General features: G+C 38.0%; 8 protein-coding genes. 5 read left to right on the top strand and 3 right to left on the bottom strand.

What is annotated here, in order from left to right; all coding sequences use genetic code 11:
• Window positions 1-18: 18 nt before the first annotated feature.
• Both AAC026_RS13740 and AAC026_RS13735 read right to left on the bottom strand, forming a co-directional pair.
• Complete coding sequence (locus AAC026_RS13740) at window positions 19-2,142, bottom strand: T9SS type A sorting domain-containing protein (protein ID WP_339699068.1); 2,124 nt, start codon at window positions 2,140-2,142, stop codon at window positions 19-21.
• A gap of 196 nt (window positions 2,143-2,338) precedes the next feature.
• Window positions 2,339-5,482 (bottom strand): hypothetical protein, encoded by a 3,144-nt coding sequence (locus AAC026_RS13735; RefSeq protein ID WP_339699065.1) that lies wholly within the window; start codon window positions 5,480-5,482, stop codon window positions 2,339-2,341.
• Between the two features lie 404 nt (window positions 5,483-5,886).
• Here AAC026_RS13735 and AAC026_RS13730 point away from each other — a divergent pair, with 404 nt between their 5' ends.
• From AAC026_RS13730 to AAC026_RS13720, 3 genes are all read left to right on the top strand, one after another.
• Window positions 5,887-7,920, top strand: coding sequence for a M3 family metallopeptidase (locus AAC026_RS13730; protein ID WP_339699062.1), 2,034 nt, complete (start codon window positions 5,887-5,889; stop codon window positions 7,918-7,920).
• A gap of 130 nt (window positions 7,921-8,050) precedes the next feature.
• Window positions 8,051-8,839: a thioredoxin-like domain-containing protein gene (locus AAC026_RS13725; RefSeq protein ID WP_339699059.1), complete on the top strand. Its 789-nt coding sequence runs from the start codon at window positions 8,051-8,053 to the stop codon at window positions 8,837-8,839.
• A gap of 60 nt (window positions 8,840-8,899) precedes the next feature.
• Window positions 8,900-10,087, top strand: coding sequence for an MFS transporter (locus AAC026_RS13720; RefSeq protein ID WP_339699056.1), 1,188 nt, complete (start codon window positions 8,900-8,902; stop codon window positions 10,085-10,087).
• Window positions 10,088-10,145: 58 nt separating this feature from the next.
• On the opposite strand, the gene AAC026_RS13715 is transcribed toward AAC026_RS13720, so the two are convergent.
• The gene (locus AAC026_RS13715; RefSeq protein WP_339699053.1) at window positions 10,146-10,733 is read right to left on the bottom strand and encodes a peptidylprolyl isomerase; all 588 of its coding nucleotides are present in this window, start codon (window positions 10,731-10,733) and stop codon (window positions 10,146-10,148) included.
• Between the two features lie 148 nt (window positions 10,734-10,881).
• On the opposite strand from AAC026_RS13715, the gene AAC026_RS13710 reads away from it, so the two are divergent.
• Together AAC026_RS13710 and AAC026_RS13705 are read left to right on the top strand one after the other, a co-directional pair.
• Window positions 10,882-11,118: a hypothetical protein gene (locus tag AAC026_RS13710; protein ID WP_339699050.1), complete on the top strand. Its 237-nt coding sequence runs from the start codon at window positions 10,882-10,884 to the stop codon at window positions 11,116-11,118.
• 135 nt (window positions 11,119-11,253) lie between these two features.
• Window positions 11,254-12,999 carry an ion channel gene (locus AAC026_RS13705; RefSeq protein ID WP_339699047.1) on the top strand — a complete coding sequence of 582 codons (1,746 nt, stop codon included), beginning with the start codon at window positions 11,254-11,256 and terminating at the stop codon, window positions 12,997-12,999.
• Window positions 13,000-13,008: the final 9 nt, after the last annotated feature.

Here is a 13,008-nt window from a genome sequence, read left to right as displayed (position 1 = left end):
CAAAAAATGGTAATGGGGTTATTCAACAACTAGTTTTGATGAACTTAAGAATCTGCCCTTCTTAATCTTCAAAATGTATATACCTGATTTTAAATAGGTTGGAATCTCTACTTTAAATCCTTCGTTGGTTTGCTTTCGTATTTCTAATATTTCAATTCCCTCAAGCGTAAACAACTTGACAATGATTTCTTCTTCTCCGTTTTTATTCAGGTGGATGTTCAAGTAATCACCAGGTGAAATTGCATTTGGAAATATCTTTACAAGGGTTTCAAGTTCTGAGTTTATCGCTGCATTTACTCCAATTACCTCTGAATAGTCAAAAGCGCCATTAAAGTCAGTTTGCTTTAAACGATAGTAACTTCTTCCTGAAAGCGGACCATTATCTAAGGTTTCGTAAGTGTTAGTTTCTTCACTTGTCCCCTTTCCTTGAACATATAAAATTGGTTCGAAGTCGATACCATTTACTGAGCGTTCAACTGTAAAGAAATCATTATTTATTTCTGAAGTAGTAACCCACTTTAACTTCACGCCAAGCTCACTCCTTTCTGCAATAAATGAAAGGAGTACAATAGGCAAACGACTATCTGTGTTATCCATCGCATACATATCGCCAAATCCATCTCCACTATTTAGAGATACAGTATTTGTAGTGGGGTTTACTGTTCCTGCTTCTTTCCAATCTAGAACAGGCCCCATTCCTCCAGTCCTTGTTCTTCTGAGTGCGGCTACCATGTCTGATTCCGTACCAGTAACGTCTGCATCTACATATTGATAAGTGGCGGTAAATTCTGGGTCTGAAATATTACTTCCGCTCACTGTCCAGTACCTGCTTAAATAAGAAACTGCTGCGGTTCCGTCATCGTCTCCTCCTGAGCCTGTGTTGTCTGTATTTCTATTGGGGTGAACAGCATCTGTTACACCAAAACTCACAAATGGATTTATCCCTAAAGCTCCTCCACTCAAGACAAAGCTGATTATGGGGGAGTAATCATTGTTATCTCCTAGTGGAATCCTAACAGAACCACCTGTTGACACATAATTCTGTCTTACTACACCAGTACTATTCAGTTGAATATAACTATTGGCACTGCCACCGGACACCGATGCTGCTGAGCCCAATGTTAAAGTGTTAGTACCAAGTATTAAATCACCAAGTGTTAGAGTAAGTTGGTTCGTAACTGTAATGTTACTTACTAGGCTAATATCATCTAGGTTCGATTCATTATTAATCACCAGATTATAAAAAGTACTAGCCGTAGGGTTGATTAAATCTCTGTCGATACCAACATTGTAGATTACGGTATTACCAGTGGCGGAAGCTGTGAAATTTGAAATATTAGTTTGTGTAGATAATTCAAATTCTATTGTTCCAGAAGTAGAGTTGACAAAAGTCCCAGTTCCATCTAAATTATCTGTTATAATAATACTACCTGTATTTGAATAAGAGGCTGGACTGTTAATAACAAAATCAGGAACTTTAATTACCGAAGAACCAGATATTGTGCCCGAACTGCTGTTTAAATAGTATTCGCAGGCTAGGTCGTTGGTACAGCCAGTGAAGCCACCATTGTTGGTTAAGTTTCCATTGATTATAAAATCACTGATTGTCGCGTTGTTCCAAGTACCAGTAGATGAAACAATAATAGATGCAAAAACGTGGTCGTGACTTTGGGTAAAATTAAGTGTACCATTAAGAGTAGTTAAACCCGTAACTGTTAAGTCAGAAATATCTAAATCAACGTTGGCACCAGAGGCTACAGAAAATGCCCCTGAGACGTTTAACACTTTATTATTCCCACCTATAATCTCTGCAGTTACACCTGACATTGTTAAGTTTCCTCCAACTGAAAGTGTGCGGTTCAACCCATAATCCAAGGTTCCAATCACAGTGAGATTATTGCATGCCACATTTGTCCTTATTTCAATAACATCACCAGCTAATACAGTTACTTGATCATCAGCATCTGGTATTCCATTAGCGTCACTTCCACTAACAATTGTCCAACTTGCACTTCTATCCCACCTTCCACCAGAACCCGCGCTCTGAAATACAGCCTGAGCAACTGCGGTTTGAGATAGCAACGCTAAAAAAACAAACTGAAGAAGTATTGATTTTGAAATACTTATGTGGCTAGTAACCAAAATTAACTTTGTTTTAATATTTATTCGATAAACATTAATCGTAATGTGAGGCTACAATTAATTCACTATACTTTGGTTGCTCGGGAGGTTTGTGCTATTTACTCTTTACAAATCAAGCACCCTACTTTTATTGGGGTATCAATCAGAGGTTAAAACTTGAAGCTAGATAAGATAAACTTCAACTCTAATTCGAATATTATTCAACCATAATTTTAAACGTCTTATTGAGATCATGACTTAATATTCTTAGTATGTAATAACCTGATTCCAACCCAGCTGGAACTTCAATAGTTTCTTCTTTTGAAAGCTGAAAGTTCCTTTGAAATATAGTGGTACCATTTAATGACTTCATTTCTAACAAAACGGACTTTTCTACTGGTTTACCTTTAGTTTTTAGATTTAAAGTCTGCCCAGCCAAAACAGAGTTTGGATAAACGCTAAAAGAAGGTGTTTCATCTTGAGTTGAATTAAGCTCAACCATCTTTATTTCTGAATAATCAAAAGCGCCATTAAAGTCGGTTTGCTTTAAGCGATAGTAACTTCTTCCTAAAAATGGGCTGTCATCTAAGGTTTCGTAAGTATTAGTTTCCTCGCTTGTCCCCTTTCCTTGAACATATAAAACTGGTTCAAAGTCGATACCATTTACAGAGCGTTCAACTGTAAAGAAATCATTGTTTATTTCTGAAGTAGTAATCCACTTTAACTTCACACCAAACTCACTCCTTTCTGCCATAAATGAAAGGAGTACAATGGGCAAACGACTATCTGTGTTGTCCATCGCATACATATCGCCAAATCCATCTCCACTATTTAGAGATACAGTATTTGTAGTGGGATTTACTGTTCCTGCTTCTTTCCAGTCTAAAACTGGCCCCATTCCTCCAGTCCTTGTTCTTCTAAGTGCAGCAACCATGTCTGATTCCGTACCAGTAACGTCTGCATCTACATATTGATAGGTGGCGCTAAATTCTGGGTCTGAAATATTACTTCCGCTCACTGTCCAATATCTGCTTAAATAAGAAACTGCTGCGGTTCCGTCATCGTCTCCTCCAGAGCCTGTGTTGTCTGTATTTCTATTGGGGTGAACAGCATCTGTAACTCCAAAACTCACAAATGGGTTTACTCCTAAAGTACCTCCACTTAAAGTAAAGTTGGTAATCGGAGAATAATCATCGGTATCTCCCATTGGAAGCGATATAGATTCACCTGTGGCTGAATAATACTTTCTTATGGTTCCAGAACTGTTTTGTCTAATGTAATCAGTTGCACTTCCACCTGTTACGCTGGCTCCAGAGGCTAGCTCTAAATTGTAAGTATTCAATACTGGGTCTCCATTCACTATGTTCAAAGTTCCATTGACTCTTACATTATTTACCAACTGCAAACGTTGATAATCCCCCGTGCCTGTAAAATTTAAGGTTACATTATAGTAATCGTTATTTGTGCTAGTTGTTGCCCTCCATCTTTGGCTTGAAGAAGCTGCACCATATACCACGGTATTTCCTGTAGCAGATGCCGTAAAATTTGAGACTGTGAAATTTGAACCTCCACTGTTATCGCCTTGATACCTCAGTGTTCCTCCTGATCCATTAATAAATGTGCCTGATCCATTCAAACTAGCCCCAACTGTTAAATCTGTATTATTAGTATAAACAGCTGGTGTGTTGATTAGGATATCCCTAAGAGATAAACTTCCAGAGCCATTTAAACTACCTGATGTACTAGAAAGTGTATAAATACTGGTTCCATAACCTGGACTAGTAAAGGAGCCATTGTTCGTAATGTTTCCAGAAACGGTAAAGTTATTGGGTTGTGTAACCGCCCATAAACCTCCAGAGTTCACTAAAATCGAACTGAAATTTTTGGCACTCCCTGATGAATTGAATGTGATGGTTCCATTCACTGTAGTAGTTCCTGACACTGTGGTAGGCACATTTCCTATAACCAATTCTTTGCTTGCAGCCACTAATATTGACCCTGCTGAGAAGTTTCCAGCACTTAAATTGGTGGTTCCATTCACTAAAGAAAACTGGCCACCAACTGAAAGCGTAGCAGCAGCATTATTTACAATTAAATTACTCGTTCCGTTTAAAGTGAAGTTACCCGAGGTAGAGATTGTACCACTACTAAAAGTAATTGCGGCATTATTCATTGAAAAAGAGCCGGCATCTAAAGTAGACGAAACTCCACTAAACAGAAATTCAGTACCTGAAATATCAACAACACCAGTAACATTTACATCGCCATTATTATGGTCGTACTGACCTCCCGTTCCTATAAAATCTCCTCCAATGTTCACTACTGCCGACCCATTATCGGGAGTAAACTCACCATCCTCAATTGTCAAATCATTACCAATAGTAAGCGTTACAGCATTTACCTGAAGTATTCCATCCTGAATGGTTAAATCATTCAACACGGATAGACTGCTTCCAAAACTCAATGTTCCGCTGGATTTATTCAGCACAAGATTATAGTAGTTACCAGAAAATGAAGTTGGGCTACCATAACCAGTGTAAGTAATTGTATTACCAGTAGCCGAAGCATTAAAAGTGCTAACAGTAAAAGGCCCTCCATTCTGTAACTCAAGGTTTCCGCCAGCTCCGTTGGTAAAGCTACCCGTACCCGACATGGTAGACCTCACCGCTAAATTTCCATTATTGGTGTATGAAGCTGGAGAATTAAAAACCACTTTATACATGCTCATAACTCCACTTCCACCAATTGTACCTCCTGATTTAGCAAATCTAAATTCCGTTTGATCGTTGGCCGTAAAAGTTCCGTTATTGGTTACATTACCATTGAAAGTGTAAAGGTCTTGACCACCTACTGTCATAGTGGCTCCTGAGTTGATTGTTAAATCACCAAAATCACGAGGTTTTGCTCCATAGCCAGAAATAGCCAAAGTTCCGCTTACGGTAGAAGCTCCTTGAATTTCAAACTTAATTGCACCTACAGTAAGTGTATTACCTGTACTTACATTTAAGCTACCCAATACTCGAAATATATGGGCATTGTTATATCCCGAAATTTCAGAACTAGCAGTCATGGTAACATTGCCATTAACCGTTAGCGTTCTTGTACTGTTAAAAGCAATCGTTCCTCCATTAAAAACCAAGTTATTAGCAGCCTCATTTGTAGTAATCCTAATGGAGTGGCCAGACTTGATTGTTACATTATCATTTGAGTCAGGAATTCCATCAGCATCTGTTCCACTAATTAAAGTCCAGCTTGATGTACTATTCCATGTTGAACTCCCAGCTGTTTCAAATACAGCTTGAGCAAAAGTGGGGAAATGGCATAGCAAGAAAAGGGTAATGGTGAAAGTAATAAATCTCATCAAAGATGATCAGTTAGCGTTTTAAAGATTTGACATACGAGAGGTTCGGAGGGGTCGGATTTATCAATCTAAGAATATCTTCATATTGCGAAACGCGCTTTTTTGTATTCATACAACCTCATTACTCTTTTAATAGTTTACACCCTACTCAAATTCTATGCTTATTTTTATTTCGTTATTTAATATAAAGGAGCGTCAATTTACCCGCCAACCATTAAAGAAAAACACGATTCAATTTATTTGGACTATAATACAAGAAGCCCTGTAATAACACCCAGATAAATACTCAAAACACAAACCCTCTTTGTGATCAAAAAGAATGAAAAACTTTTTCCGGAATTAGAAACTGCTTCTATTTTGAGTTGGTTAATATTGCAGTGTTCAAACAGATTAAAATTGTTCCGATGAATCCCCTTATTAATAAAAACGACAACCCATTTCAAACTCCGTACTTCTCACAAATCAAAAACGAACATTACAAACCCGCTATTGAAATTTTAATCAATCAGGCAAAGGTTGAAATTGATAGTATTAATAAACTGAGTGAAACACCTAATTTTAAAAATACGGTAGAAGCATTAGAGTTTTCAGGAAAGCAACTTGACAGGGCTTCATCTATCTTTTTTAATTTAAATTCTGCTGAAACCAGTGATGAGATGCAGGCAATTGCAAGAGAGGTGTCTCCACTATTGACTGAGTTTTCAAATGATATACTTTTAAACGAAGCACTTTTCAAGAAGGTGAAATCGGTATACGACTCAACAGATCGTTCAAAACTTACTCCTGAGCAGATCACCTTATTAGATAAAACCTATAAAGGTTTTGTAAGAAACGGAGCACTTTTAAATGATGAACAAAAGCAAAAACTTCGAAGCATTGATGTAGAGCTGTCAAAATTATCTCTACAATTTGGAGAGCATGTTTTAGCCGAAACGAATAAGTATGCGCTGGTTTTAGAAAATGAAACTGACTTAAAAGGGCTGCCAGACTACGCCATAGAGCAAGCTGCTCAAGATGCAACAGACAAAGGACATGAAGGCAAATGGGTTATTACCCTCGATTACCCTAGTTATGTTCCTTTTATGACTTACGCAGCCAACAGGAAATTGAGAAAAGAACTCAGTATTGCTTTCTCTTCAAAAGCATTTAAAGGAGATGATTTGGACAACCAAGAAACGGTAAAGCAAATTGTAAAGCTTAGAAATGAACGCGCAGCGCTTTTGGGTTACAAAACACATGCTGACTTTATTTTAGAAGAAAGAATGGCTGAATCGCCTAAAAAGGTCCTCGCCTTTTTAGATGAAATACAGAAGCACGGAATTGAGGCTGCTAAAAACGATGTAAAAGAAGTAGAGGCTTTTGCAAAAAAATTAGATGGTATAGAAAAGTTAGAGCGATGGGACTTTGGTTATTATTCTGAAAAGCTGAAAATGGAAAAGTACAGCATTGACGATGAAATGCTAAAACCATACTTCAAACTTGAAAACGTGGTAGACGGTGTTTTTCAAACTGCTCAAAAGCTATTTGGTTTAACGTTCAAGAAGAATGATGAAATAGAAGTCTATCACCCTGATGTAACGGCCTATGAAGTGAAGAATGAGAAGGGTGAACACATGGCAATTTTCTATGCCGATTTCTTTCCACGTCCAGGAAAACGAGCTGGAGCTTGGATGACCCTTTTTGCAGGCCAATACAGAGATGAACTTGGTGATCATCGCCCATTAGTTTCAAACGTATGCAACTTTACCAAACCCGGAAAAAGTAAACCTTCCTTACTCACATTTGACGAAGTAACCACCCTCTTCCATGAGTTCGGTCATGCCCTACACGGAATACTCTCGAATGTTCAATATGAAAGTCTTTCTGGCCCAAGTGTATACTGGGATTTCGTTGAGCTTCCTTCTCAAATATTAGAAAACTGGTGTTACGAAAAAGAATGTTTAGACCTTTTCGCGAAGCATTACGAAACGGGAGAAACTATTCCTGAATCGCTGGTAGAAAAAATAAAGGAAAGTGCTAATTTCTTAGAAGGTTATCAAACCATGCGTCAGTTGGGCTTTGGCAAGTTAGATATGGCATGGCACGGGCAAGACAACTCTAGTATTACGAGTGTTTCTGATTTTGAAAGAGACATTTTGAAGAATACCGAAGTGCTCTCTCCTATTGATGGAACTAACATGAGTTGTTCATTTTCACACATCTTTCAAGGAGGCTATTCCGCTGGATATTATAGTTACAAATGGGCTGAAGTGCTGGATGCCGATGCCTTTGAGTACTTCAAAGAAAACGGCATTTTCAATAAAGAAGTAGCAACTAAATTCAAAGACAACATTCTATCTCAAGGAGGTTCAGAACACCCTATGACTCTCTATAAGAGATTTAGAGGTCAAGAACCAGATGTAAAAGCTCTTTTAAGAAGGGCGGGGTTATTAAACTAGAAGCCGCATTTTGCTTTCGGTATCAATGATTAAAAATAGACACCTTTGTTCTCAGGTGTCTATTTTTTTTATGTGAGTCGTTTGATTTAGATGTTTGATTTTCTCTAAATTGGCCTAAAAATCGACCCTTATGCAACGTCTACTCACTCTCGCTCTTTGTCTAACCCTATCTACATATGTCAATGCTCAGATTAGCTTTGAATTGAGAAAAGCGGATAATGACGAAACCGTTAACATTTCAACATTGATAAAAGACAAGAATGGAGATTACATACAAACTTTCTTAATTACATGGAGCGGAGAATGGTGTACTCCATGCATGGATGTAGTCAAATCATTGGGAGCTGCCGCAAAATCGGGTAAAGTTCAGGTTTTGGCAGTGAATATTGACGAAGATTGGAAAGCCATGAAAGCCAATAATTATCATAATAACTACTGGAGCAATGTAACCAACCTGTATGTAGACAGTGATTTAAACAACTCCTTTGATAATTATTTCACAGTAGCAAAAGCCCCAGTTATAATGCTTTTTGATGATATGGGCCACGTTAAATATATCGATGCAAGCTATAGTTTAAGGTCTTATATGTTTGTGGATTACTTTGGTAAAGAGTTTATTTGGGAAGATTCTGAAGGTCTTAATTCTTATGCTTGGGACTATTATTTAGAACAACCCGAAGACAAAATTATTCCCGAGACAGACGAAAAAATGGCAAAAGCGTTGGAGTTTGTAAAGCGGTCCATCAGTTTAAATGCTAATTACAACAATACCGATACTTACGCAGCCCTTTTATACCTTTCAGGTCAATACACTGAAGCACTTAAAAAAGCCAAAGAGGCAATCGATCTTGCTAAAGAAAGCGATACAGATTACGAAACTACAAACGAATTGATTCAAAAGATTATCGAGAAGATGTGAGTTACCCTTAGCAAGTCAAACTATACTGAGTAACTTTACTCCAACCAAGCTTCATTAATTTTGACTTTGAACGTTCCCAAGCGGGTACTGCCCACTATAGTATTTGCCCAATTCGCGGGAACCTCCCTTTGGTTTGCTGGTAACGCTATTTTAAAAGAACTCCAATTAGAATGGCAGTTGCCTAAAGATGCCCTGGCTACTGTAACATCTTCTGTGCAACTAGGTTTTATCTTCGGCACCTTTACTTTTGCTTTGCTCAGTATTGCCGATCGTTTTAAGCCCTCTTGGGTATTTCTGTTTTGCGCCCTTATAGGTAGCGCGTTAAACGTCTCATTAATTTTCTTACCCCCTACCTATTTTATTCTGCTTTCCGCTCGCTTTCTTACAGGAATTTTCATTGCTGGAATTTATCCCGTTGGGATGAAAATAGCCTCTGATTGGTTTGAAGGTAAACTTGGCAAAGCACTTGGCTACCTAGTGGGCGCCTTGGTTTTAGGCTCGGCTTTTCCGCACTTACTCAATTATACTGGCAGTAGTCTTTCTTGGGAATTCGTTTTGATAGGCACTTCCATTTTGGCCATTCTTGGTGGTTTAGCCATGGTGGTTTTTGTGGGGGAAGGGCCACACCGCAGAAAAGGTGCAAAATTCAATCCCGCTAAGATTTTCGAAGTTTTCAAAGTACGTGAATTTAGATCTGCCGCCTTTGGTTATTTCGGCCATATGTGGGAACTATACACCTTTTGGGCATTTCTTCCTGTATTGCTGGTGTACTATAATGAAACACACAACACCAACCTTTCAGCAAGTCTATATACATTTATCATCATGGCCATTGGTGCTTTTGGCTGTGTTTTAGGTGGGTTTATCTCTGTAAAGAAAGGGAGTACCAAAGTAGCTTTCATGTTCCTATTGATTTCTGGAATACTCTGCGTGCTTTCGCCACTAATTTTTAATTTGAACGAAATAGCTTTTATAGTAATACTCCTCGTTTGGGGGTTTGCCGTAATTGGCGACTCTGCTCAGTTTTCATCACTCACTGCGCAGACCGCACCTAAAGAATCTGTCGGTACGGCCATTACCATTGTAGTGAGTATCGGCTTTCTACTGACCATTCCCAGTATTCAACTTTTGGGTTATCTGGCCACTGTTATCGATACCAAATGGTTGATGTTTAGTTTGTTTGTAGGGCCTTTATTTGGACTAATCAATACTTGGAAACTAGTAAAGAAAAATATCTCAAAAGCTTAAATGTTTCCTTTACTCAGACAGAAGAGACAAAGCCTAATCATCAGAAAAACTATCCAAACTACTGGCCTTTGGTCAGCATTGTATAACCTTCTGCTTCAATTTGAGCGGCTGTCATTTGTACAACACTAACATCTAACTTAATAGGAACCAAAGGCGCATTCGTTGAGTCTTTTTCTACCTTAACTATTTGATCAACCACATCCATTCCTTTAAACACTTGCCCATAAATAGTATAGTCTCCATCTAAACGTGGTAAACCCTTTTTGTTCTGAACAATATAGAATTGACAGGCAGCCGAAATTTTACCAGGATTGTTATCGCGACCTGCTCCAAAAGCACCATAAACATGCTTGGCAATTGGATCAAACTCAGGCTCTAAAAGGTGGGTTGAATAAGCAAAACCTTCGGGCGTATCTGGGCAACCGCCTTGTGCTACAAAATTCTCAATGACACGGTTGAAGGTATAGTCGTTCCAATACCCCTCTTCGGCCAGTTCAATAAAAGCTTCTTTATGTTTTGGGGTTTCATCGTAAAGCCAAATCAAAATATCGCCTTTATCGGTTTTAATTTGACCTACAGGGTAAGTGGTTTCTGGAGTGCAACTTGAAAGGAATCCAATGAATAATAGCGCTAACAGGTTTTTCATTCTCTTTTTTTCATGAAAGTATAAAAAATGAACGTGTCATCATAATGGGAGAATTACAATGAAGTCAGGACTATAGTCCTACCAATTCTTCGATTATTTTTCGTAGTTTGTAAAGACCAATCGTCAACCTTAATTAGCTTTCTGAACCATGATCATCAATAAATTCCCTGGAACCCACATCACGGCAGAATTACTCAACCCAAAGCACTCTAACTTTTGTGAGGTATTTTACGAAAGTCCACCGCTTCAACCCGAAGTAGTAATGGCTACTGTAAACGCGGGTGCTTCTTATACAAGTCCGCTTTTCGAAATGGCACAAGAAAGCATGACTGGAGCTTTTTACGAGAGTGTGCAACAGAGTTTTATTCGTAGGTATAGCGAGTGAATTACATAGCCGCTATACCTGTATTACTTCTATACCATTCGAAAACAATTATTATGACCTAATGGGAGATGAAGTAAAGAGTATAAAACAAGATTTCAGCACTATCAAAAGCCTACTTTAATCGATTTCAAGAACATGAATTCCCAATTTCTAAGCAGCTTTTTTAAAACGAGTTTACTACTTCTTTTTACAGTATCAATTTGTAATCAGTCATTTGCTTATCAAACACCAAAGCAAATTAACCTGTCTTCAATTTATAAGGACTTAATAAGTTCCAAAGAGGAAGTATTGATCTATGAAAACACTACAATTATTGATGACATCAATAAAAGGCAATTACAAAATGATTCGCTGAACTTTATAGCAGCTCTGGAGTCAATATTGGGAAAGTCAGTTCCTCTTGATTCTTCAGGCCTAATAAGCAATGTACTGGAACTGTCATTAATCAATGTTTCTGCGAAGGTCCTAACCTTGTCGAATTTAAACATAGAGGAATTTCTGATTGACTTAAGTGAAATTGAGTACTTGAATCTTTACGACTCTAATATTTCGTTTTATTCCATTTATGAGTCCAAGGTAAATAAAGGCGTGATTTACGACAATGTTAACTTTGGTAAGTTCCGAGACTATCAAAACCATTTTATAAAATATCAAATAACAGCATGTGTATTTGATTCCTTTTTTGAACTTGGTAGTTCCACCATAAATGAAGAATTCTGGACCCTAGATTCTAGGTTTAAAGAAGGTGCGTACATTGCTCCAGTTTTTGAGGGCAACTTTACTGATTTTTATTTGGCTAGGAATACTTTCGACCCAATTTCCTCAAGCATGGAAATTCAATACCCTGATTTAATTCCTGAAAATTTTACTCCCCGCACTCAATTGAGGGCAAATCTTTTTGGTGAAGTAAACCAAATGATAGTTGAAGGAAATGAATTTCTATCCAATGGAGAGGATCAAATCATTTATATAGAAGGGGATTTTGATTATATGCAAGTAAGTGAAAACCTATTTGAATCTAGGTTTTTTCCTTCTTGCACTGTTGCTAACAAATTCACATTCATCGAGAATGAAGTATTAGAGGGCCTTATATTTACAGACCTTATACTTCAAGGTAAAAACAACGATTTACATTGGAAGGATCTTCAGGGCTTCAAATTAGCAGCGGCTCTGGCCGTAGAATCAGTTTTATCTGAAAACCTCGAAATTTATGGCTTAAACCTCTCACAAAGAGATTCCGTTTTTGCTCAAACTAGTGACATGATTCTTATCCCTTTTCAAGGAGATCAAGAACTCGGCTTTGAAGATGAATATTTTTTCCAAGGGCTTATTTCAAGCTATTACAGAATATATAAGGTCTTTAAAGAAAATGGGCAAATTGATGATGCCAACCATACTTATGTTGAAATGAAAGATGTGCAGCTAAGGCAGCTGAAATACAAATACAAAACCTATGGTGGACTTGAAAACTTTATCCAGTGGCGCCTGAATCAGCTACTGCGTTTCTACACCGACTATGGAACAAACCCTGCCCGAGCCATCCGAATCTCAATTTTTGTAGTGGCCTTATTCGCCATCTTCTACTTCTTTTTCCCAAGCGAATGGGACACAAAAAGCAAGGGACAACTAATAGCAGACTATAAGATTTTTATCGAGAAAAATGACCACGGATATTTCAAGCCATTCCTGAGACTTTCTGGTGGTTTTACCGTCAGTTTGGTCAATGCTTTTACCCTCAGTTTGAACTCATTTGTAACCTTAGGCTTTGGTTCCATTCCTACTACTGGCTTGGCGCGGTACGTTTGTATCCTTCAAGGTTTTATTGGTTGGTTCTTGCTAAGCGTCTTTACCGCCAGCTTAATTAATCAGGTAATGTTTTAATAGATACTG

This window comes from uncultured Roseivirga sp. (assembly GCF_963973945.1).
GTDB lineage: Bacteria > Bacteroidota > Bacteroidia > Cytophagales > Cyclobacteriaceae > Roseivirga.
Note: the sequence above shows the minus strand (reverse complement) of the source record. Positions and strands in the feature narration are given on the sequence as shown.

Excerpts from the sequence above, each read along its gene's own strand:
- AAC026_RS13710 (WP_339699050.1), top strand. The coding sequence starts at position 10,882 with ATGATCATCAATAAATTCCCTGGAACCCACATCACGGCAGAATTACTC.
- AAC026_RS13705 (WP_339699047.1), top strand. The coding sequence starts at position 11,254 with ATGAATTCCCAATTTCTAAGCAGCTTTTTTAAAACGAGTTTACTACTT.
- AAC026_RS13735 (WP_339699065.1), bottom strand. The coding sequence starts at position 5,482 with ATGAGATTTATTACTTTCACCATTACCCTTTTCTTGCTATGCCATTTC.
- AAC026_RS13715 (WP_339699053.1), bottom strand. The coding sequence starts at position 10,733 with ATGAAAAACCTGTTAGCGCTATTATTCATTGGATTCCTTTCAAGTTGC.
- AAC026_RS13725 (WP_339699059.1), top strand. The coding sequence starts at position 8,051 with ATGCAACGTCTACTCACTCTCGCTCTTTGTCTAACCCTATCTACATAT.
- AAC026_RS13730 (WP_339699062.1), top strand. The coding sequence starts at position 5,887 with ATGAATCCCCTTATTAATAAAAACGACAACCCATTTCAAACTCCGTAC.